The sequence below is a fragment of the Arthrobacter sp. B6 genome, from assembly GCF_001663775.1.
In the GTDB taxonomy this organism is placed as follows: domain Bacteria; phylum Actinomycetota; class Actinomycetes; order Actinomycetales; family Micrococcaceae; genus Arthrobacter.
In genome coordinates, this window is record NZ_KV467168.1 from 314,461 (window position 1) to 335,219 (window position 20,759).

The 20,759-nt window shown below is 64.3% G+C and carries 18 protein-coding genes and 1 pseudogene; 6 read left to right on the forward strand and 13 right to left on the reverse strand.

Going from position 1 to position 20,759, the window contains the following annotated elements:
• Positions 1 to 49 precede the first annotated feature (49 nt).
• From AU175_RS01360 to AU175_RS01375, 4 genes are all read right to left on the reverse strand, one after another.
• Positions 50 to 910, reverse strand: a complete 861-nt coding sequence (locus AU175_RS01360) for an ATP-binding cassette domain-containing protein (RefSeq protein WP_066285270.1) — start codon at positions 908 to 910, stop codon at positions 50 to 52.
• Positions 907 to 2,772 carry a dipeptide/oligopeptide/nickel ABC transporter permease/ATP-binding protein gene (locus AU175_RS01365; RefSeq protein ID WP_066285271.1) on the reverse strand — a complete coding sequence of 622 codons (1,866 nt, stop codon included), beginning with the start codon at positions 2,770 to 2,772 and terminating at the stop codon, positions 907 to 909. The genes AU175_RS01360 and AU175_RS01365 overlap by 4 nt, the downstream gene beginning before the upstream one ends.
• Positions 2,769 to 3,710, reverse strand: a complete 942-nt coding sequence (locus AU175_RS01370; RefSeq protein ID WP_066285272.1) for an ABC transporter permease — start codon at positions 3,708 to 3,710, stop codon at positions 2,769 to 2,771. The genes AU175_RS01365 and AU175_RS01370 overlap by 4 nt, the downstream gene beginning before the upstream one ends.
• An 80-nt stretch (positions 3,711 to 3,790) precedes the next feature.
• Positions 3,791 to 5,311: an ABC transporter substrate-binding protein gene (locus tag AU175_RS01375; protein WP_066285273.1), complete on the reverse strand. Its 1,521-nt coding sequence runs from the start codon at positions 5,309 to 5,311 to the stop codon at positions 3,791 to 3,793.
• 186 nt (positions 5,312 to 5,497) lie between these two features.
• On the opposite strand from AU175_RS01375, the gene AU175_RS01380 reads away from it, so the two are divergent.
• On the forward strand, positions 5,498 to 6,136 hold the full coding sequence (locus AU175_RS01380) for a TetR/AcrR family transcriptional regulator (protein ID WP_066285274.1): 639 nt from the start codon (positions 5,498 to 5,500) through the stop codon (positions 6,134 to 6,136).
• Positions 6,137 to 6,234: 98 nt separating this feature from the next.
• Here the strand turns inward: AU175_RS01380 and AU175_RS01385 are convergent, their stop codons facing one another.
• From AU175_RS01385 to AU175_RS01395, 3 genes are all read right to left on the reverse strand, one after another.
• Positions 6,235 to 6,990, reverse strand: a complete 756-nt coding sequence (locus AU175_RS01385) for an SDR family NAD(P)-dependent oxidoreductase (RefSeq protein ID WP_066285275.1) — start codon at positions 6,988 to 6,990, stop codon at positions 6,235 to 6,237.
• A gap of 63 nt (positions 6,991 to 7,053) precedes the next feature.
• Positions 7,054 to 8,961 (reverse strand): hypothetical protein, encoded by a 1,908-nt coding sequence (locus tag AU175_RS01390; protein ID WP_066285276.1) that lies wholly within the window; start codon positions 8,959 to 8,961, stop codon positions 7,054 to 7,056.
• Between the two features lie 180 nt (positions 8,962 to 9,141).
• Positions 9,142 to 9,825: a FadR/GntR family transcriptional regulator gene (locus AU175_RS01395; RefSeq protein ID WP_066290310.1), complete on the reverse strand. Its 684-nt coding sequence runs from the start codon at positions 9,823 to 9,825 to the stop codon at positions 9,142 to 9,144.
• Between the two features lie 180 nt (positions 9,826 to 10,005).
• Here AU175_RS01395 and AU175_RS21065 point away from each other — a divergent pair.
• Both AU175_RS21065 and AU175_RS01400 read left to right on the forward strand, forming a co-directional pair.
• Positions 10,006 to 10,452, forward strand: a pseudogene (locus AU175_RS21065) (cupin domain-containing protein); the annotation flags it as partial.
• Positions 10,422 to 10,790 carry a sulfatase/phosphatase domain-containing protein gene (locus tag AU175_RS01400; RefSeq protein ID WP_066285277.1) on the forward strand — a complete coding sequence of 123 codons (369 nt, stop codon included), beginning with the start codon at positions 10,422 to 10,424 and terminating at the stop codon, positions 10,788 to 10,790. The pseudogene AU175_RS21065 and the gene AU175_RS01400, both read left to right, overlap by 31 nt.
• A gap of 362 nt (positions 10,791 to 11,152) precedes the next feature.
• Here the strand turns inward: AU175_RS01400 and AU175_RS01405 are convergent, their stop codons facing one another.
• Entirely contained in the window at positions 11,153 to 12,079 is a 927-nt protein-coding gene (locus AU175_RS01405) for a nucleoside hydrolase (protein ID WP_066285278.1), read from the reverse strand.
• A gap of 580 nt (positions 12,080 to 12,659) precedes the next feature.
• The gene (locus AU175_RS01410) at positions 12,660 to 13,946 is read right to left on the reverse strand and encodes an ROK family protein (protein WP_231938416.1); all 1,287 of its coding nucleotides are present in this window, start codon (positions 13,944 to 13,946) and stop codon (positions 12,660 to 12,662) included.
• 245 nt (positions 13,947 to 14,191) lie between these two features.
• Between AU175_RS01410 and AU175_RS01415 the strand changes: the two genes are divergently transcribed.
• The 3 genes from AU175_RS01415 to AU175_RS01425 are packed head-to-tail and all read left to right on the forward strand — an operon-like array spanning position 14,192 to position 17,494.
• Positions 14,192 to 15,322, forward strand: a complete 1,131-nt coding sequence (locus AU175_RS01415; protein WP_066285280.1) for a Gfo/Idh/MocA family protein — start codon at positions 14,192 to 14,194, stop codon at positions 15,320 to 15,322.
• A 29-nt stretch (positions 15,323 to 15,351) separates the two neighbouring features.
• Positions 15,352 to 16,242: a sugar phosphate isomerase/epimerase family protein gene (locus AU175_RS01420; protein ID WP_066285281.1), complete on the forward strand. Its 891-nt coding sequence runs from the start codon at positions 15,352 to 15,354 to the stop codon at positions 16,240 to 16,242.
• A complete protein-coding gene (locus tag AU175_RS01425) occupies positions 16,232 to 17,494 on the forward strand; it encodes a metal-dependent hydrolase family protein (protein ID WP_197497002.1) in 1,263 nt (420 codons plus the stop codon). The genes AU175_RS01420 and AU175_RS01425 overlap by 11 nt, the downstream gene beginning before the upstream one ends.
• Before the next feature lie 103 nt (positions 17,495 to 17,597).
• On the opposite strand, the gene AU175_RS01430 is transcribed toward AU175_RS01425, so the two are convergent.
• Genes AU175_RS01430 through AU175_RS01445 form a run of 4 tightly spaced genes read right to left on the reverse strand, consistent with a single transcriptional unit; the run spans position 17,598 to position 20,753 of the window.
• Positions 17,598 to 19,028 carry an amidase gene (locus AU175_RS01430; RefSeq protein WP_066285282.1) on the reverse strand — a complete coding sequence of 477 codons (1,431 nt, stop codon included), beginning with the start codon at positions 19,026 to 19,028 and terminating at the stop codon, positions 17,598 to 17,600.
• Positions 19,025 to 19,879, reverse strand: coding sequence for a VOC family protein (locus AU175_RS01435; protein ID WP_066285283.1), 855 nt, complete (start codon positions 19,877 to 19,879; stop codon positions 19,025 to 19,027). The genes AU175_RS01430 and AU175_RS01435 overlap by 4 nt, the downstream gene beginning before the upstream one ends.
• Positions 19,876 to 20,268 carry a Gfo/Idh/MocA family protein gene (locus AU175_RS01440; RefSeq protein WP_442855301.1) on the reverse strand — a complete coding sequence of 131 codons (393 nt, stop codon included), beginning with the start codon at positions 20,266 to 20,268 and terminating at the stop codon, positions 19,876 to 19,878. Before AU175_RS01440 ends, AU175_RS01435 begins: the two co-directional genes overlap by 4 nt.
• Positions 20,175 to 20,753: a Gfo/Idh/MocA family protein gene (locus tag AU175_RS01445; RefSeq protein WP_066285285.1), complete on the reverse strand. Its 579-nt coding sequence runs from the start codon at positions 20,751 to 20,753 to the stop codon at positions 20,175 to 20,177. Before AU175_RS01445 ends, AU175_RS01440 begins: the two co-directional genes overlap by 94 nt.
• Positions 20,754 to 20,759: the final 6 nt, after the last annotated feature.

Consider the following 20,759-nt stretch of genomic DNA (forward strand, 5'->3'; position numbering starts at 1 on the left):
TTTCTTGGCTGGTCCTGCGGCGGAAGGGGGCGTGCTCGATCGGGCGGGGTCAGGCGGCACCGGCCTGGACGTCCTGCTCGCGCTGGAGTTCCAGGAGGCGGAGCCGGTCTGCCCGGTGCTTGGCCTGCCGGTCGGGATCGGGAATCGGCGCGGCCATAAAGAGCCGCTGGGTGTAGGGGTGTTCGGGCGCTCCGGTGACCTGCTCGCCGTCGCCCCATTCCACGATCTCGCCGTGGTACATCACAGCAACCCGGTGGCTGAGGTGCCGGACCACCGCGAGGTCGTGGGAGACAAAGAGGTAGGCGACGCCGGTGCGTTCCTGGATCTCGATGAAGAGTTCCATGACCCGGGCCTGGGTGGAAAGATCCAGGGCGGAGACGGGTTCGTCGCAGACGATCAGTTTCGGGTCCAGGGCAAGGGCCCGGGCGATCGCGACGCGCTGGCGCTGGCCGCCGGAGAATTCGCGCGGCAGCCGGTGCGCTGCGTCGTGCGGCAGCCGGACTTGGTCCAACAGTTCCGCGACGCGCTTGTTGGCGGCCTGGCGCTCCACTTTGCGGACGGTGAGCGGCTCGGTGAGGATCTGCTCGATGGTCATGGACGGGTTCAGCGACGTGTAGGGGTCCTGGAAGACCACCTGGATCTCGTGGCTGAGTTGTTTGCGCTGGGCGCGGGTGGCTTTGGAGATTTCCTGGCCGCGGTATTTGATACTGCCTCCGGTGACAGGCGCCAGCCCGAGGACCGCGCGCCCCAGGGTGGTCTTGCCCGAACCTGACTCCCCTACCAAGCCCACGGTTTCGCCGGGGCGAATGTCCAGGGACACGCCCTTGAGGGCCTTGAACGGTTCCTTCCGGAAGCCCTTGAGAGGGTATTCGACAACAACGTCCTTAACGTCCAGCAGGGTCTCGGTCATGACGTCACTCCTTTCAGTTCCTTGGGCTCAGCCGTTTTTTCGGCGGGGTTGTGGCCAGCCGTGGTGTACTGCCCGCGCGGTGCGGTGTCTTCGAGGATCGCATCCAGCAACTGGCGGGTGTAGGGGTGCTGGGCGTTGTTGAAGATGGCCCGGACGGGGCCGGTTTCCACCACCCGGCCGGTCTGCATGACGGTGACGCGGTCGCAGAGGTCGGCCACCACGCCGAAGTTGTGGGTTACCAGGATGACGCCCATATTCAGCTCGTCCTGGAGCTCGCGGAGCAGGTTCAGGACTTCGGCCTGCACCGTGACGTCCAGGGCGGTGGTGGGTTCGTCGGCGATCAGCAGGTCAGGTTCGCAGGACACGGCACCGGCGATCAGGACGCGCTGGGCCATGCCGCCGGAGACCTGGTGCGGGTAGGCGTTGAACGTACGTTCCGGGTTGGGGATGCCCACCTTGGCCAGCAGTGCCAGCGCGCGATTCCGGGCTTCGGCTTTGGAGAGCCCTAAGCACACGCGCATGGGTTCGGTCAGCTGGCTGCCGATGGTGAACGCGCCGTCGAGGTTGGACATGGGTTCCTGCGGAATGTACGCGATGCGTTTCCCGCGGACCCTGGTCATCTCCTTCTCGGACAGGTGCGCCAGGTCCTTGCCCTCGAAGAAGATGGAACCGCCCGTGATGCGTCCGCCCTGCGGCAGGAGCCGGAGGATGGAGAACGCGGTCTGCGTCTTGCCCGATCCTGATTCACCCACCAGGCCGTGCACTTCTCCGCGGCGGACGGTCAGGCCCACATGGTTCACCACGTGGGTGGTGGACCCGTCGGGCTGGTCGTAGCCGACGCCGAGGTCGGTGACTTCCAGCAGCAGCTCGCCGGCGTTGCTGTTTTCTGCACCGGCGGGTTCGTCAGGGTGTACGACGGCGGCGGCACCGCGCTTCTCGGCGGCACCTTCGGCGTCGGCTGCTGCGGCTGCTGCAGCGGCCTTGCGGCTCTTCTTGACCGGCCCGCGGCTGCGTTCCAGCTCATCGCGCATCGCGTTGGCCAGCAGCGTCAGCGCGATGCAGACCAGGCCGATCATCAGAGACGGCCACAGGACCAGGGTGGGCGACTTGAAGATGTTGATGAAGCCATCGTTGAGCATGCTGCCCCAGGTGGGGATGTTCAGATCGCCCAGGCCCAGGAACTCAAGGCCGGCCTGGATGGCGATTGCGATGCCCAGGACCATGGCCGACTGGATGATGACCGGCGCCCGGACAACGGTGAGGATGTGGCGGCCGATGATCCGGAAATCGCTCAGCCCGGAAACCCGCGCCGCATCCACATAAAGCTCGTTGCGGACGGCAGTGACTGAGGCGTAGACCAGGCGGAAGAACGCGGGCGAGAGCAGGACGCCGAAGATCATCATGGACAGCCACATGGACGGGCCGAGGACTGCGCGGGCTGCCAGCAGCACCACCATGCCGGGAAGGGCCATCGTCAGGCCCGTGAGCCAGGAGGAGGCTGAGTCGAACCAGCCGCCGTAGTACCCGGCGATCAGGCCCGCTGTGACGCCGATGACGAGTGCGACAGAGAGGGCCAACAGTGCGCCCGCGAGGCTGAACTGGCCGGCGAAGAGCAGCCGGCTTAAGACGTCCCGGCCAGCGCTGTCGGCACCCAGGAGGTGTTCGGAGCCGGCCTTGGCCAGCACGTCCTGCAGGCTGGCGGTGTTGGGATCGTGGGTGGCCAACAGCGGCGCCAGGGCCGAGGCCACGGCCACCAGGAACAGGACCAGCAGGGATACCACGCCCGTGGGGTGGGTCAGGAGACGGCGGAAAAGGGAAACTTTGACTGCCGTCGTGGGCAGTGCGAGGGGTGTAGCGGTCATGACAGCCGAACTTTCGGATTGAGCCAGCCCTGGGCAAGGTCGATGATGAGGTTGACGGTCACCACGATGGCGGCCGTCGCGACGACAACTCCCATCACCACCGGGATGTCACCCTGGCCAGTGGCGGCGACGGTGATCTGCCCGAGGCCGGGAAGCGCGAAGATCTGTTCCACAATGACGGCGCCGCCCAGCAGCCCGATGAACTGCACGGCGAGCACCGCCAGGGCCGGGCCGCCGGCGTTGCGCAGGACGTGCTTGTAGACCACGCGGTTGAAGGACAGTCCACGGGCCCGCAGGGTCCGGACGTAATCCTGGCGGAGCGCGTCAATCAGTGAGCCGCGGACCTGCTGGACCACTGCGGCGATGCAGCCGATGGAAAGGGCGATGATCGGCAACGTGACGGTCGCCGCCCAACCGCCGAACGACGTCGAAATGGGGACATAACCGGTGGCCTTGAACCACTTGAGGTTCAGGGCGAACAGGGACACCAGCCCCAGGGCAATGAGGAAGCCGGGGATGGCGAAGCCAAGGACGCCCACAAACTGGACCACTCGGTCGACCCAGCCGCGCCGGACCGCTGCCCACACACCGATCACTACCGAGATCAGGGCCGCAATGATCACGGCGCCGAGGACCAGGGAGACGGTAACGGAGAGCCGGCTGCTGACGCCGACGCTGACGAGCTGGCCGGTGAACCACGACCGACCAAGGTCCCCGGTCAGGGCGCTGGTCAGCCAGTCCCAGTACTGCACCACCAGCGGGCGGTCCAGGCCAAGCTGGCTGGCTTTGAGGGCCACCTGGGCGTCGCTGGCGGTGGGGCCCACGATGCGTCGGGCGATGTCGCCGCCGCCTGCATACAGCATCAGGTAGGCGACCGTGGTGATGACGAACAGCAATAGGACACCGGCAAACAGGCGTCGCAGCACGAATCGGTACATTCGAAAATCCTTAGGGAAGGTTCCTGAGGCTGCCGGACCGGACCGCACTGTTGAAGTGGGCCCGGTGCGGCAGCTGTCCGCTAGGAGGCGGGGGTGAAGGACCAGAGGAACGGGTAGGCGTTACCCGTCTGGACCTCGACGTTGGTCTTTGCGTCAGTCACGAAGCTGGACTGCGGGCGGTACCACGGGGCAAACCAGGCCTGCTCCACGATGTACCTGTTCAGTTCTTTCGCTGCGGACTTCTGCTCGTCCTCGGAACCCATGTGGATCTTGTTGACCAGTTCATCCACCTTCGGGTCCTGGTAGTTGTACGGGTTCCACGGTGCGTTGAGAGTGAGCTTCATGTTGATCAGCTGCCAGTCGGACTGCTGCTCGAGGATCATGTAGCTCACACCGAACTTGGGTGCCAGGAGGTCAGCGATGAAGTTGTTTCCTACATCGGTGAACTGAGCCGTGATGCCCACGTCTTTGAGCTGCTGGGTGATCAGCGCCGGGATGGTGTTGCCCAGGAGGGTGGAGGACGGCAGTTGCAGGGTGAGCCCGTTGGCGTAACCGGCTTCGGCCAGCAGCGCTTTGGCCTTCGCGGGATCGTAGCTGTAGCGGGAGTCAAGGGACTCGTCATAGGCGTCCGACGACGGCGGGAACACCTGCGTGGTCAGCTCACCGTGGCCCTGGCCGATGGATTCCAGCATTGCCTTGGAGTCGAACGCGTAGTTCAGTGCCTGGCGGACGCGGACGTCTGCCAGGGCCGGGTTGGTGGTGCCAGCGCGGTCGAAGATCAGCAGGCCGGACCAGTTCAACTGGAGCGGGTTGACCTTGTAGCCGGCTGCTTCGATCTCGGTGAGCGTGTTGTTGTCAATGGTGTTGGCAGCGTTGAGCGTGCCGGACTTGATGGCATTCAGCAGCGAGGTCTGGTCGCCGTAGACGTTCAGGACCAGGTTGTCGTAGTGGACCAGGTCCTTGTCCCAGTAGTCCGGGTTGGTTTTGTAGGTGTAGGAGGTGCCAGTGACGGTGGCGGCGGTGTCCAGGATGTACGGTCCGGAGCCGACTGGGTTGGTGGCGATGTCCGCGTTGCCGAAGGAAGCCGGGCTCTGTATGAACGACGCGTCCTTGGACAGGTAGTTCAGGAACGCCGGGTCCGGAGCCGACAAAGTCAGTTCCAGGGTGGTGGCATCCACTGCGGTGGCGGTCTGCAGGGCCGCGAGGAACTGCGCGTCCGGTGATGTGCCGGCCTTGAAGCGCTCGAGGTTCTGCTTGGCGGCGTCGGCATTGAACGGAGTGCCGTCGGTGAACTTCACGTCGTCGCGAAGTTTCAGGGTGAGGACGGTCTTGGCCTCGTTGTACTTCCACTCCGTGGCCAGCATGGGCACCAGCGTGCCGTCCGGTTCCATGCGGAGGAGGGTGTCGTAGACGGCCTGGTAGAACGGCGACAGGTTGGCGAACTCGGACTGGTCTGCTGCAAACGTCTTCGGCGCCAGAAGCGTGCCGAGGGTGAGGGTTTCGGAGGACTGTTCTCCGGAGGCGTCTCCACCGGCAGAGCAGCCGGTGAGGCCCAGGGCAACGGCGGCAACGAGGGCGGCCATTCGCTTAGATCGGAACATCTTTGGTCCCTTTCACGGTCAGTGGCGTCCATCATGGACGGCCATTGGAAAAGACCGTAACATCAAAACCTAGTGGGTACTAGGTTTTTACTTTGAAAAGATGAATCGTTCCGAAATGTGACGTCACCCACAGCGGTTGACCAATTGGCTTTCCGCCCGTGAAAACTACCTTGTTAGGGTTATGCGATGACTGACACAACCTCAGCCGCGGTCGCCGAGGCGTCCCGCCGGGGGCGTCCACGGGGCAGCTATGCCAAGACCGAGGCGCGCCGCCATAAAATCCTGACCGCGGCGTTTGAGGTGTTTTCGACGTCGGGCTACCGCGCGGGATCACTGAAGGATGTGGCCGACAAAGTGGGCCTGACACAGGCCGGACTGCTGCACCACTTCCCCAACAAGGAAGCCCTGCTGGAGGCTGTCCTGACGCTAAGGGACGAGGAATCTGTCAGCCGGACGGGCGCACTGACTGCCCAGGGGATTGAGATGCTCCGCGGAGTTGTGGAGCTCGCGCGCTACAACACCACCATTCCCGGCCTGGTCGCCCTGTACTGCGTCCTGTCGGCTGAAGCCACCGATCCCGACCATCCGGCCCATGAGTACTTCCAAAGGCGCTACAACTGGGTCCGTAGCACCATGACAGAAGCCTTCGACGAGCTGGCAAGGCAAGGCCAGCTGCGTTCGGGCATCGCTCCCTCCACCGCTGCACGCCAGCTTGTGGCACTCATGGACGGCCTGCAGGTGCAGTGGCTGCTGGACAACGACTCCGTGGATATGCCCGCCGAGGTGGTTGCGTTCCTGGAGGCCATCACCACGGAAAAGTTCTAGCCGAGCATTGGGCGCACAAGCGGTCCTGCGCCGCCTGAGCGGTGCGTGCCAGGACCGCTTGTGCGGCCACACGGTCAGCGCGGCCCGTGGGCGCCGCCCTACAGCGCCGTCAGGCCGCCGTCCACCGTGAAGATCCCGCCGGTTGCGTAGGCCGAGTCGTCGCTGGCGAGGAAGACCATGATGCCCTCCACGTCGGCAGCCGTCCCCGGCCGGCCCAGCATGGTGGAATTCACCAGGCCAGCGCGACTGACAGGGTCGTCGGCGATGGCCTGGACCAGGGGTGTTTCGGTGTAGCCCGGGACCACGATGTTGACGCGGATGCCGGCGTGCGCGTAGTCGGCGGCCACCACTCGAGCGAGGCCATGGACGCCCGCTTTGGAGCTCGTGTAGGCGGTGAAGGTCTGGCCGCAGGCCACCACGGCGGTGGGGCTGCCCGTGCAGATGATGGACCCGCCGCTTCCTTCCATGGCCCGGACGGCGTGTTTGAGTGTCAGAAAGGCTCCGCGCTGGTTGATGGTGACCGTCTTCTCCCAGACGGCCAGGTCCAGGTCGCCTACTTTAGCGTCCCGGCCGAACAGCTGGACTCCGGCGTTCGCCACCACCACGTCGAGCTGGCCGGCCGCTGCAACCTCAGCGTAGGCAGCAACCACACTCTCTTCGTCTGAAATGTCCATCCGGAGGGCGTGGGCCCCCGAGGCCCCTGTAGCGGCGGCGGCTTTCTCGGCGGTTTCCACGTTGATGTCGGCGAAGTAGACAGTGGCTCCTTCGGCGACGAATCGCTGGGCAACGGCCAGGCCTATCCCCGAGCCGGCCCCCGTGACGAGGGCAGTTTTTCCTTCAAGACGCAGACCCATGGGGGTCTCCTTTCACATAGGTGGCACCGCCGTCGAAAGCCGGCAGCAAAGAATATGGGGCGATCAGTTCGGTGCCGGAACCTTGGTGTCCGGGAAACGGACGACGCCGGCAGACCAGGGTCCGAGCGTCAGCCGCCCGGCTGCGGGGTCGCCGTCGTTGTTGGCATTGAAGCCGACGGCAGCGGAGGTCGCCTGCCCGAAAGCGGCGCACGTGGCGCCGGCAGCGCCCATGCCGTCCGGAAGCCGGACATCCGCGGCGATGGCCGAGCCGGAGAGATTGCCTGCGAAAATGACAATGCCAGCCGTCGCCAGCACCGGATAGAGCGTCACGGGCCCCGCATCGGTGTGGACCGACATGACCACGGAGTCCCGGAGCCCGGCGAGCTCCCTGAGCAGTTCACCGGCGGGATTCAGCCGGCCACCGGCGTCACAAATGCCCCGCGGGTCGGACGCCTCAAAGTAACTGACGGACGCCACTCCGTCCATGGTCAGCGCATTGATACTCGCCAGCGTCCACGCCGCGGTGAACGGCTCGCCCTGGAGTTCATCAGCTTCGGCCTCGATGTCGGCACCCGACGTGGCCACGGCGTTGAACCGCGGCAGCAGCGTCACGGGACCAACGTGGACGGGTCGTCCGCCGCCCAGGCGCAGCGCGTTCCGGGCCACGAGCCGCTGCATGGGCACGCTGTCGATGATGTGCGCGGGGCTTGTACTGTGCATTTGCGGCGTGATGCTGAAAGTGACGGCGTCAGAGTCCGACGGCGTGCGCCCGATCTCCCGGTTCAGTTCCGTAAAGTGCGCCCGGGTTCCGGCCAGGAGGCTTCCGCTAAACCCGGCGGCACGCGCCGATTCCTTGAGTTCCGGCCATGTGTCCGGCTCAGTGACGTGGCTGGCAGGATGGAACACCGCGAGTCGCTTGGCTTGCGGCAAATAAGCTGCGAGGTCTGCGACGGCGCCAACCGGGTCCGCGGTGACCGCCCGGATGTCCAGCCCGGCTCTATGGATGGTGGCGGCGGCCGCCGCGGCCTCCAGCTGGCCTGCCCAGTGCGATCGGGCAGCCTCGCCCTGTCCTTCGACAAGGTCAACCACAAGGGCATCGAGCCCGGGGATCGCAGGGAGCACCCCTGGCTGCGACCCGGCCCCCACAGCCAATGCGGGAACCCGGCCGGCTTCGCGGCCAATCCGCGCCGAAACCACCGTGGGCACGTTGAAGGTGTCGCCGTGGGCAGCGACAGCGGCCGCTTCCACAGCCTCCTGTGGCTCCAGCGTGGCGGCCTCGAGGAGGACGGACTGCCGCACAGAGTCCCCGGCAGCCACGTCCACCGGAAAGGGCAGCGACAGCGGCGTGCTGTACGTCTTGAAGGACGCGTCCGTCCAGTTCCGCTGGTCCTCCGTCTCAAAGACGTCACCGGTGAACGAAAGACGGAAGGCAGTACCGGCGTCGGCCCACTCAAGTGCCGCGATGTCCGTAAAGGGCTGGTGCGGGCTGATGTCGCGAGGAAACTGCGCGGCTGTAGTGCCGCCGTCGGGGTGTTCCACCGTGATTTCCCGGCCGGCCTCAGCCGGAGGGTGGAGTACCACCAATCCAATCCGGTTTCTGCGGAAGGCATGCGCAGCCGCACCTTCAAAGGAAATTTCCACGGTCGCGGGAGTGAATTCGGCCGTCAGTACGCCGTCGTACTCCACGCTGTGGCCGGCAAACGCTACGGTCCAGCGCGCCCCCAGGCCGTCGTTGTCCCGCTTGACCTCGACGTCTCGAACCGAGGCCTCCGGAGTCCGCCAATCGTGGTCACGGACTACCGCCTTGACAGCCCGCAGGACCTCCCGGCCCGCATAGCTGACATGTCCAAGTTCGTCGCCCACAAGCCGGGCAGTCCACGGACCTGCGGAGAGGACCTGGACTGGGGGTGCAAGGCAGGCCTGGACGGAAGGCGACTGTTCCGGCTGACCGGTCAGGGGCTGGGAAGACACATCACTGCTCTCTGCCTTGTCCGGGGCTGCTATGGCCCGGATACCCGGCGTCGCTAAAGCAAATTCATAGAGGACCTGTGAGGCAGGCCCTCTCCGATTATGGAATTACCATCCACATCAAGTCAACCGGTTGACCAATGGCCGGACGGCAGTTGGACCAGAAGGAGCCTGCTCGAAAAGCTACTGCGAGGCGTCAAAGCCGGCGAGCAGCCGCCGGGACGCGGTCATCATGTGCGAGCGCATGGTCTTGGTAACCGCCTCAGAATCACGCGCCTCAAGAGCGGTGAATATTTCGGCGTGTTCCTTGAGCGCGGCCGCCGCATGCCCTTCGTCAGTCAGCGCGCGGTCCACCCAGATCCGCAGCAGGGAGCGAATGCTTTGAAGCAACTCCTTGAGAACCTGGTTTCCGGAGCTTTCGGCGATTTCGCGGTGGAATGCGGCATCGGCTTCCACAAAGACCGCCAGGTCATTGAGCGTCTCGGCCATGGTGGCCAGGTTGTCCCGCATGCGCTCAAGGGCCTCATCGATGATCCGGTCTGCGGCGAGCTGCGCGGCCTGGACTTCCAGGCCACTGCGCAATTCCACGAGTTCACGGGTGCGCGGCGCACCCAGCATCAGGCCCCAGCTCAACGTGCGCGGCAGGAGTTCGGAGATGCCATCGCGAAGGTAGGTGCCGGACCCGGGGCGCACAATCACAATCCCCAGGATCTCCAGGGCGGCAAGTGCCTCATGCACCGCGGACCGGCCAACACCCAGGGAGGCGGCCAACTGGCGCTCCGCGGGGAGGCGCGTCCCGACGGCGATATCACCACTGGTGAAATACGCCAGGAGGCGTTGGAGCAGGTTAGCGGAGCTCCACAGAATGACGGACGCCGCTGGAACCTGTACAGCAGTCCCCTCACAGCAGAAAAAGGAACCAGACTGTGGGTCCGCGCCTGGCGCCTCGGCTTTGAACCAAGCGATGAGGTCGCCATCACCATGTAGGTAGCTGTCACCAGCGTCCAGAACTTCTTCCCTAGCCAGCAGCCAACATGAAGGAATGACATGTCTGACAACCCGACGCATGAATCGGTGGCCGCCGGCCACGCCCTTCCGGAGCCGACTCCGGAGGAAGCTCTCCAGCTGGAGCAGCTGTACCGGGATTTCGATAAAGAGAACCTGATTCCGTTATGGACGGAGATTGGGGACCTGATGCCGATGGTCCCGTCCCCGAAGGCGGTGCCGCATGTGTGGCGGTGGAGTGATTTGTACCCGTTGGCTGCCCGTGCCGGTGATTTGGTGCCGGTGGGCCGGGGCGGGGAGCGCCGTGCCATTGCCCTGGCGAACCCGGGCCTGGCCGGGACCCCGTACGCCACTCCCACGCTGTGGGCCGCGATCCAGTACCTGGGCGCCCGGGAAACAGCGCCGGAGCACCGCCATTCGCAGAACGCGTTCCGCTTCGTGGTTGAGGGTGAGGGTGTGTGGACGGTGGTGGACGGGGATCCGGTGCGGCACCCGGTCACTACGGCATTCGCACCACGGACTACAAGCTCATCCACTACTACGGCGCAGGTCTCGGCGTCCCCGGCGCCTCCGAGCGTGAATTCGAAGCCGAGTGGGAACTGTACGACCTCCGGAACGACCCCACCGAGATCCGGAACGTAGCCGACGATCCCGCTTACGCAGACATCCGTGCCGAACTGGAACGGAAGCTCGCCGAGTACCAGCGCCACTACCGGGATGAACCCTACGCCGGTTCCGATACTCCGCACCCGGAGTGGGGTCCCCACGATGCCGGGACACTCAAGCGTGTCGAAAAGTACGCCCAAGCGCTCCGGGCATCCAGTTAAGGAGGGCACTGATCCCTGCGGGCTCACCGCTGACTGCAGTGACGTACGAAGGACGTGTTCCGCCTACTAACGGTTCCCGGTGCGGAACGTTGAGCCAGACTCCACTCGGGTCGCGGGCTATAGCCCGGCGAAGGACTTGCAGCGGTCCTGCTGATGCCATCATGGCTCGCATCCCTGAGCCATCAACGGCGACGCGGGCAAAACGCGTGGCCTGCGCAGCTGGCTCTAACAAGATGCCGGTAAGAGTGCGAACCTATTCATGCCATGAGTTGTGGTCGAATCCCCCAAGTAGCCGCACCCGGCCTCGTTGAGTTCCGGAGAACCTGGCGCAGGGGGCCGTTCCAGTCCAGCAATAGTTTGTATTAGGCCTCGGCCGCTTTGGCGATCTTGAAGTACATGTCCTCGAACATCAGGCGCGTGTCGATCCGGGTGTAGACGCGCATTGGATGGCCGTTCTCGCGAGGTTCATACCACCCCTCCGGGGTCAGTCGGGGCTTCGGAATCGTCACATACGTGCTGGAAGAAGGATCGGCCTCGAAGGTGGAGTGCAAGGCAGTCAGCAGGACAAGCGGTTGGTCGCCAAGACAGTAGGTTTCCCCAAAACTCTTCCCGTGATCCTCGAAACGTGCGCGGATGCCGTCGATGCTGGCCGCAAGCATCTGGCCGAGCTTCCCGTGGGGCCGTACTCGAGCATCGAGCTCCGCGAGGGAGACGAGCGCTTGACGATAAGTATCCCGTGGCACCTGCCACAGCGTCACAGCGGAATCGAAGACCACCTGGGCAGCCGGGACGTCTATGTTGAGGTTGTACTCGATCTGCGTAGGAGCGGGAAATGGCAGGCTCATTCCGGGATGCTCCGGGCCGCCGATCCACAATGCCGTTATCCGGTGGGCGATGCGTGGGTCGATCAGAAGCGCACTTGCGAGGTCGGTCATGCCTGCACCAAGTGCAATGAAGAGCTGCGTATCAGTGTCGTCCCGGAGCGCCTCCCGAATGATGGCCGCTGACGCCGCGCTCGGTGCCGGCGTCGCCATGTCGGGAATTCTGACGTTGCTCCCAGTGACGACTGGGATGTCGCTGCCGATAAGGTCCAGCAAGTCGCGCGCTATACGGGCGGCGTTGTCGGCTTGGGTCGTTGAGGGGTCCCACGGGTCGCCAGGGGACAGGTGTGAACCGATAACGAACGGTATTTCGACTGACGTGCTCAACACATGATGGGCTAACTGGAACAGGTCGTCGGGGTCACCCGAGAAGTCGTTGTCGATTATGACGCGGGCGCGTGCGCGCATGGGATCTCCTACTTGGGTGTTTTGGGTGGCTGGCTTTCCTTAGCGTTTCTCGCTCGAAACCCCTTCGAGAAAAAAGACGCAGTTCGCCCGCCATGTCCGGCGAGCCTGGATCGAGAAGCCATTGGAGGCGCAAGCCTTCGAACAGGGCTATCAATTGCGAGGCAAGAGCATCATCGCTCGGTTGGTCACGGGCGCCCAAACCGAAAGGCGCGAGGCTTCGCAATGCCGAAACCTGATGCCTTCCGCTAGCTGCCCTTCCGGTCTACTTGGCCGTGTCCAGCACGAATTCGTCAACGACTTCGCGGCCAATGCCATAGCTTTGTCCTGAGGATCGAGTACAAGCTCAGGCTTAAGGTCGGCATCGGATATCTTCTGTTTCAAACCTAAATGCCTGATCAGGGCCCAACAATTGGTGATTCTTCGTCGCCGCACCCAGCAATTCCTGACTTTGGTAAGGAATTCACTTATGGGATGTGGGCAAGAAAACGAGTCGCGCGGTGCAACTTTTGCTTTCGAGCTGCCCCTGGCCTCGCCAGAATCGTTCAGCCACTCCGGACAGGTCTAGGAGCCAGGGTTTCAGTTACCGCCAGTCGGCGGCCGGCAGCTGTGCCGTTCCAGGCTGCCTATTATTGTCCCCGCTCCCCACGGGCGGGAATTGCAGAGGTGGCGGGGACTTACGCGATGTCGCCACCGAGGTGATAAGTGATTCCATTCCCTTGTCGCTGAAAACCTCACGTACGGCCAGCACGACACCGCCGATCAAACCGGCCGTCTGTTCAAGTCGAGTAGCGGTAATAACCAGTTTCCGCGTGGCTAGCGGCAATGCCTGCCGGTAGACCACAGATCGAACCTCCGACAGCAGATCGTCACAGGCCTCTGTCATGGGGCCGGAGAGGACCAGCGTCCGGGGGTTGTAGACATGAACCAGGGTTGCCATGATCTCACCGACGACAGCTCCGGCGTCACGGACTCGGCTCAGCGTCTTGGCATCGCCCGTTGCGAGCAGGTGCACCAACTGCTTCACACCCGCCTCCGGGTCATTGCCACCGGTGAGCTCAAGGTCCGCCAGGACTGCGGTGCACGACGCGACCGCTTCCAGGCACCCGCGCTTCCCGCAACTGCAGAGCACCTCCTCATATCCCGGAACCCGGATGTGGCCGATGTCTCCAGCTGCCCCGTCGGCGCCTCGATGCACTTCGCCGTTGGCGGTGACCAGTCCGGCGCCGATTCCTGAGGAGATTCTTACCGCAAGCAACGGCTTTTCCGTGTCCTTGCCCCGCGCGGTCTCGCCAAGGGCTGCCAGGTTCGCGTCGTTGTCGACAAAGACCGGAACGTTGAACTCCTGCGACAAGAAACTACCGACGGGAAAACTGTCCCAGCCCGGCATTCCTGGCGGGCGCACAGCACAGCCCCGCTGGTAGTCGACTGGCGCCGGCAATCCCACAACGATCTGACGTATGCCATCCGGATCATGGCCGCTTCTGCTCAGCATGTCCCGCCATTCAGACGCGAGATCGCCCAGAATGGCTTCCGGACCGCGGGCCAGGTCGACTGTGAGTGCTGATCGAAGGATCAGGGTACCGGACAGATCCGTCACTGCCAGCCGTACGGCATTGACCTCGACGTCAGCTACCGCGATGGTACCGGCGGTAGTGCTGACAGCAAGTACATGAGGGGGCCGACCGCGGACGCTTGAGTCCATGATCTCTTCGGTCAGCAACCCACAGCCCAGCAGGACTTCAACCTGCTGCCCGACGGTGGACCGGGCAAGCCCGGTCAAACGCGAGATTTCCGCACGGCTGGTCGCTCCGTCCAATGCGACGCTCCGCAATACGGTCATCATGGCCAGTGGAATTACATCGGGCAAGTGAGCGGTTTTGTTATCTGGCATGAGCTGAACTTAAGCCCCCCCCTTTGTCGGCGTCAACGGCTAAATAGCCCCCACACCCATGGTATCGGCCCCGCACTCGTTGTACTTTTTGGCCGAATTAAGTTTTGAATCGGACTTTTTACGGCATCTTGTTGCGCTGGATGAACTAAAGAACCCTTGAGGTACGCCCTACGCACCGTCTAAGGAATTTCCGTCCCGGCGTCACGCTCCGAAGGAGAACAATGGCAGATTCATCCGCCCCCCGTAAGATCGGCATCCTCGGATGCGGGAACATTTTCCCCAGGTATGTCGAAGGCATGCAGAGGTTTTCCGAACTGGAAATCGTGCACGTCGCCGATATGGACGTCGAACGGGCGCGTGAAGCGGCTGCCACGTACGGGATACCCGCCTTCGGCGTTCCCGAGGAGCTGTACGAGGACCCTGCCGTCGAGATTGTCGTCAACCTGACTCCCCCGGCTTTTCATGCGTCTACCATCATTGCCGCCTTGCAGGCGGGGAAGCATGTGTACGTAGAAAAGCCCTTGGCCCTCAGCAAGGTCGATGCCCGTGCGGTTCTGAACTATGCCAGGGACGCCGGCCTGACTGTCGCCTCGGCGCCCGACACGTTTCTCGGCAGTGCCAACCAGACGGCGCGCCGTGCACTCGACGACGGCATGATTGGAGAACCGATTGGCGCCACAGCATTTGTCCGTCACAGCAGGGCCGAAACCTGGCATCCGAACCCGGGGTTCCTGTTCGGCGCCGGTGGCGGCCCCGTGCTGGACATGGGGCCCTACTATGTTGCCAACCTCGTCAACCTCCTGGGCCCGGTGCAGCAGGTCTTCGCCTCAACGCGGACCGGGCTGCGCCGCCGTCCGGTATCGGCACCGGACCGTGCCGTGGACTTTGTCGAGGTAACGGTGCCTACGCATGCCTCCGCCAGCCTCTCATTCACCTCCGGCGCGGTGGCCACCACAGTCATGAGCTTTGACGTCTGGCACACAGAACTTCCCTACATGGAGATCTACGGCACCGAGGGAACATTGTCGTTGCCGAATCCGAACACATTCGACGGTGATGTCCGCATCAAGAACCTCAACGACGTCGAATGGCGGACGTTGGAGCCAGTCACAGAGCCCTTCGGACGCGTCGGAACGCCTGACCAGTACATGCGCGGCCTGGGAGTGGCCGATCTGGCGGGAGCACTAAGCGGGTCGAGCCTGCGGGTAAACGGCGAATTTGCCTTTCACACGCTGGAGGTTCTGGGCGCATTCCAGGAATCCGAAGACAGCGGCGCCCCGGTAAATATTCTCAGCACCTGCTCTCGCCCTGAACCGCGACCGACCATCTACAGCACGCAGTACTCAAACTGATCCCCCACAACAAGCGACAGGAACCACCAGTGAAAATCACTCTGGACCGCATTGCGATTAACCCGCTCCAATGGATCGCAACCGATGACGGCTGGATAGACCCTGCCTTGGCGCCGTCCCTCGATGACCAGCTGCGCTTCATCAGCGAGGCAGGAATCCGGGCCGTGCATTCTGCAGTTCCTGCCGGAATGACTTCAGGCGATTACGCCGCCTGCCTCAAAGACCATGGGCTGGCTGCAGCCCCAGGCTACATAGCAGTTCTGCTGTCCGATGATCCGGCCCAGAACCTGATTATCGAAGAACGGATCAGGAAGATCAGTAGCGAGCATGCGGAACTGGACGTTCCCACCGTCTTCCTGGCTATGGGCATGGACAAGGAAGCCGCAAGAGTCCGCCGGCCGGGAGTTGGATACGACTTCGATGCCGACCGCCTGAACAGGGCGCGTGACCTGCTGGCCAGTGCCGCAGAGACAGTCCGAAGCTTCGGCATTACCCCCGCGCTCCACCCGCACGTCGGCACGTGGGTGGAAACCGACCAGGAGACCCGCTTTGTGCTGGACAGCGTCGACAGTGGCGTCCTGGCCTTCGGCCCCGATATGGGGCATCTCGCGTGGGCAGGAGCCGATCCGGCCCAGCTGATCCGGGACTACGCGGACCGTGTAGCCGGCGTGCACGTCAAGGACTACCAGCAGGCCGTTCTTGACCAGGCCAAAGCTGAGGAATGGGACTATCGGCGAACGGTTCGCGCAGGCATTTGGGCTGAGCCGGGTCAGGGCTCTAATGATCTCGACGGCGTCCTGGCCGCTCTGCCGGCCAATTACGACGGCTGGCTGGTCATGGAAGTGGACCGTGGGGCGCAGGCGACACCGGAGGACAGCGTGCGGCTGTGTGCCGAATGGGCGGCTGGAATTGCTGTCTGACGACGCTAATCCCCAACGCGGCCCCGTCGCTCGACGGCTCGAAGGCGCCACCGTCATTGACGGATCGGGGGCTGCGCCGCAGCGCGGCTGGACGGTCATCATCGGAGAGTCCGGGACGATTTCCTACGCCGGGCCGGATGCTTCCGCACCGCCGCGTGATGACCGGTGCGTGGAGGACCTGTCGGGCCTCACTCTTCTGCCCGGACTCATCGACGCGCACGTCCATCTCTCGTTCGAGCCAGGCCAGGCGTTGACTGCCGCGCAGCGTGACCCGGTGCTCAATACGTTCGGCGTGGCCGAGCGGATGGGCCGAACGCTACTTTCTGGCATCACCACAGTGCGGGACCTTGGCGGCGTTCCTCAGGGATTTGCCACTGCCCAGGAAACAGACGTCATCGCCGGACCACGGATGCTTACCGCGGGCAAGATACTGGGACACACCGGCGGCCACTGCGACTGCACCCTGCAGAACGGGATCAACGCCGCCGCCCATTTCACCACCATCGCCGACGACGAGACGTCGCTGCGCGTTGCTGTCCGCACCCAGTTCCGGGACGGCGCCGACCTCATCAAGATCTGCGCAACCGGCGGAATGGGCAGCCCGCACGACGACCCCGACGACGAGGACCTCAGCGAACACGAAATCCGCGCGGTCGTTGACGAGGCACGCCGGCATCGGGGCAAGAAGGTTGCGGCCCATGCACAGGGCACCGCCGGAATCCTCAACGCCATCCGGGGCGGGGTGGCCAGCATCGAGCACGGCTACGGCATAACTGACGAAGCCTGCGATCTGGCTTTGGAAAGCGGCGTGTTCCTGGTACCGACGTTGTCCACGTTATTCCACACCTCACCCACCGCCAGTGAGAAGCAACGCGACAAGAAGGCCCGCTGGGCCGAGCGGACGCGCATCAATATCGCCCGGGCCATTGAACGCGGGGTCCCCGTGGCCATGGGCACCGACGCCGGTGTCAGCCCTCACGGAGCCAACGCCCAGGAGCTCCAGTGGCTGGTGGATCTCGGCATGAAACCGCTCGATGCCATCACAGCGGCGACATCAAATGGCGCCCGGCTGCTGGGTGTTGACGGTGTCACCGGCACAATCAGGGCAGGGCTCCAAGCGGACCTGCTGGTGCTCTCGTCCAACCCCGCCGCTGATGTCTCGGTGCTGGGCGAACCGGAGAACATCCGGGTCATCATCCAGTCCGGCATCATCCGGAAGGACCTGCGAGCGGCGGGGACCGGCAACGCCTGAGATTGGCCAATAGTGTCAGAGCCTGTCCGCACGCGGAAAAGGCGCCCGGCTCCGTTAGGAGCTGGGCGCCTTTCGGCTGTGTGGGGTGATGCCGTTACGGTGCTCAGCCCAACGCCATTGGGGAAACCGGCAGCGAGGGGAGTTCCCGCTCCTGAAGGTCGATGGCCAGCCGGATGACGGCGTCGTCCCCGTTCCTGTTTCCGATCAGGGCCATCCCTATGGGCATACCGCTCCTACTGCCCACGCCCGATGGCAAGGCCACCACGGGGAAGCCCAGCAGCGGCCACTGCAGCACCAGCGCCCCCAGGGGCGGTTGTGCGGCGTCGGGGTCATAGCCGTGGCCACGCAGGGGCGCAAGCACGGGGGAAACCGGCTCAAGAACAGCGTCCAGGTGATGATGTTTCATCCATGCCCGCCAGGACTCCGACTCCCGCCGCCGGTTGTGTCGCGCCCGCTGGTACTCCCGCGATCGGGTATCCGGTGCGCTACGTGTCAGTGTGGCCCTCGTCGACGCCCGGTAAAGGGCGAGACGGTCCGAGTAGGCCCGGTGATGGAACTGCGCCTCCGCTTGGAAGATTGTCTCGAAATCTTCAACTCCTGCCAGGGGTGGCGGAAGTTCCACATGGACCAGTGACGCCCCGAGCCGAATCAAGGCCAGCTGCGTCTGCTCGTAGCCCTCGGCGACGTCAGGATCGAGATCGAGGGCGTCGGGACGGCTGGTCAGCGCGATGCGGCGACCCGTGAGCGGCCGGGCCTTGCCAGTAGCGGCGAACCCGTCGGGCCGTCCCCGGTCCCGGCCCTCCATGGCCGAGAGCAGCACAGCGGCATCGGCAACGGAACGCGCCATGGGTCCGGGCGTGTCAAAGGTCGGGGCAAGCGGATGAACCCCCACGGTTCCAATCCGGCCGGTGGAAGGACGAATCGCCGATATTCCGCAGAAGGCGGCCGGAACCCGTACCGACCCGCCGGTGTCGGTGCCGACTGCTGCAGGCACCATCCCAGCCGCAACGGCTGCCGCGGAACCGCCGCTGGAACCGCCAGGTGAAGCGGCGGCGTTCCAGGGGTTGCCGGACTGGTCGCAGGAGCCTGCGAAGGCAAACTCATGCGTATGCGTGTGGCCGACCAGGACGGCACCAGCATGGGCGAGGTTCTCCCACACCGTGCTGTTCACCCGTTCAGGCCGTTCGTTCAGGACGCGGCTCGACGCCGTCAGGGGAAGTCCCTGAACGGCAAAGATATCCTTGAGGCCGACGGGAATCCCTGTCATCAGCGGAGAATCGCGGCCCCGGATGCCCAGCGTCCGGTCTGCCTCCCGGGCGGCCACCAAGGCTTTCTGGGGGTACAGCCGGACCCAGGCATTGATGCGAGAGGGGTCTCCATCGAAACTGGGCGGCCCGCCGTTGACGCGCGCGATTCTCGTTTGGCAGGCCGCCAGCAGTTCCACGGCTGAGTACTCCCGCGCGCGCAGGCCCCGCGCCGCCTGGACTATCCCAAGGTCTGCCAGTTCCGGCGTTGTGGCGTGGCAACTGGTCACCGGCCCACCGCAACTTCCGCGGACTGTTCGTCGGTGCCGAACGCGGCGCTCGGCGACGCGCCTCCATGCAGGGGGAGCCGGTCAAGGAGTTCCACCTCGTTACCGTCAGGGTCGTGGACCAGTGCCATGGAGCCCGAGTTGCCGCGGGCAGGCCGCGGATATCCCGGGGCGGCACCGATGCCGTTCCGCGCAAGCGCGTTCAAGGCCTCGGGGACATCGGCCACGCAGAAGGCAATGTGGCCAATAAGCGAACCGGATCGCGGCGGGGTGTAGGAGTGAATTTCCAGGACGTCAGGCCCCATCGCGAGGTAGGAGACCTGATGCGCTGCGTTCGTTCCAGTCCCAAGGGGCAGGGTTTCCATGCCCATGGCGTCGCCGTAAAACGACGTGGCCGCGTCGTGGTTGGCTGCAGTGATGGAGAAGTGGTCAAGTACCGCCGGACCCGGCGGATCGGCCTCCGATGCTTGGGGCTTGCCTTCGCGCTCCAGGAGTTCTACCCGGATTCCGTTGGGGTCCAGGAGGAAGGCAACACGGCCGCCGCCTGTTCCCGCCTGTGTTGGCGGTCTCCACGGTGTGGCGCCGGCTTCCGCGAGCAGCGAGTAATCGGCGTCGAGGTCATCGCTGATGAATCCAAGGTGATGCAGGCCCCGGTCGCCCCAGCTCGGATCCGGGGCGGGTCCGGAAATCAGCTCCACCAGGCCGCTGCCGAACCGGACGTAGGCGATTTCGTTTGGCCCGGCGGTGCGGACGCCCCGGAAGGTCACTGTCCCGCCCAAAGCGTTGCGGTAAAAGGACAATGACTTTCCCATGTCCTGTACGAACAGGCCGACGTGGTTCAGTTCCCGGATCATGATGTGGCCTGCAGTGACAGTCCCAGTTGCACTCGGCGGTTCTCCAGCATGGCGAACGAGGCCGTCACAACTGCCCGGCTGCCGTCGCTGAAGCCGAGGACGACATTGGCCCAGGTCTCCACATTTTCCCACTCGGAGATGATCCAACCATGTGCCGGAGACCTTCGGGCAGCGTCGGATTCATGGAGGCGTGCCGTCTGGGCCGACACCCAGTCGACACCGATATGGACGCCGGCCAGGCTCGCCTCGAAGGTCTTCAAGTGGATCGCGGTGGCAATGGGGTGTGCGCCGAGTGTCATGAGAGATCCTCCACCGGCAGTGTCCCTGCGCCGGGCAGCGGTGAGTGGGAGCCGCTGTGCCCTTCTTCGGCCCGGATGTCCAGGATGGATCCTCCGGACGAAGCCAGGAGTTGTTTCGTCCGGGTCATGGCGGGAGCGTAGACCCAGTTCTCCGCGTAGCAGAAGGTCACACCGGCAGAGTTCACGGCGGCTTCGATGTCAACCATGGAGGCCCTGGTTCGTTCCACGTCGTCAACGGCGGTGCCGTTGGCATGCTCACCGAAGGATCCTGTCAGTGGCTTCTCGCAGATGACGTGTTTACCGGCGTTGGCGGCAGCTATCACCACGTCAGCGTGCGCCCCGCTCGGGACGCAGACACACACCACATCGATCTGCGGCTGTGCCAGGAGTTCTGCAATGCTGCCAAACACGTCCGGGATTCCGTGGCGACGAGCTAAGTTTTCGGCCCGCTGACGGTTTCCTCCGACGATGCCGACGAGTCTGACATCGGTCCCCGTGACACGTTTAAGAGCCTCGGCGTGGAAATCTGCCGCGAAGCCCGCGCCGATGATGCCCACGTTCAGGGTTTTTTTCAAGGTGAT

Bases quoted from the DNA above. Each gene is read 5' to 3' on its own strand.
- AU175_RS01405 (WP_066285278.1), bottom strand. From the start codon at position 12,079: ATGCGCGCACGCGCCCGCGTCATAATCGACAACGACTTCTCGGGTGAC.
- AU175_RS01385 (WP_066285275.1), bottom strand. From the start codon at position 6,990: ATGGGTCTGCGTCTTGAAGGAAAAACTGCCCTCGTCACGGGGGCCGGC.
- AU175_RS01380 (WP_066285274.1), top strand. From the start codon at position 5,498: ATGACTGACACAACCTCAGCCGCGGTCGCCGAGGCGTCCCGCCGGGGG.
- AU175_RS01375 (WP_066285273.1), bottom strand. From the start codon at position 5,311: ATGTTCCGATCTAAGCGAATGGCCGCCCTCGTTGCCGCCGTTGCCCTG.
- AU175_RS01415 (WP_066285280.1), top strand. From the start codon at position 14,192: ATGGCAGATTCATCCGCCCCCCGTAAGATCGGCATCCTCGGATGCGGG.
- AU175_RS01370 (WP_066285272.1), bottom strand. From the start codon at position 3,710: ATGTACCGATTCGTGCTGCGACGCCTGTTTGCCGGTGTCCTATTGCTG.
- AU175_RS01360 (WP_066285270.1), bottom strand. From the start codon at position 910: ATGACCGAGACCCTGCTGGACGTTAAGGACGTTGTTGTCGAATACCCT.
- AU175_RS01435 (WP_066285283.1), bottom strand. From the start codon at position 19,879: ATGATCCGGGAACTGAACCACGTCGGCCTGTTCGTACAGGACATGGGA.
- AU175_RS01365 (WP_066285271.1), bottom strand. From the start codon at position 2,772: ATGACCGCTACACCCCTCGCACTGCCCACGACGGCAGTCAAAGTTTCC.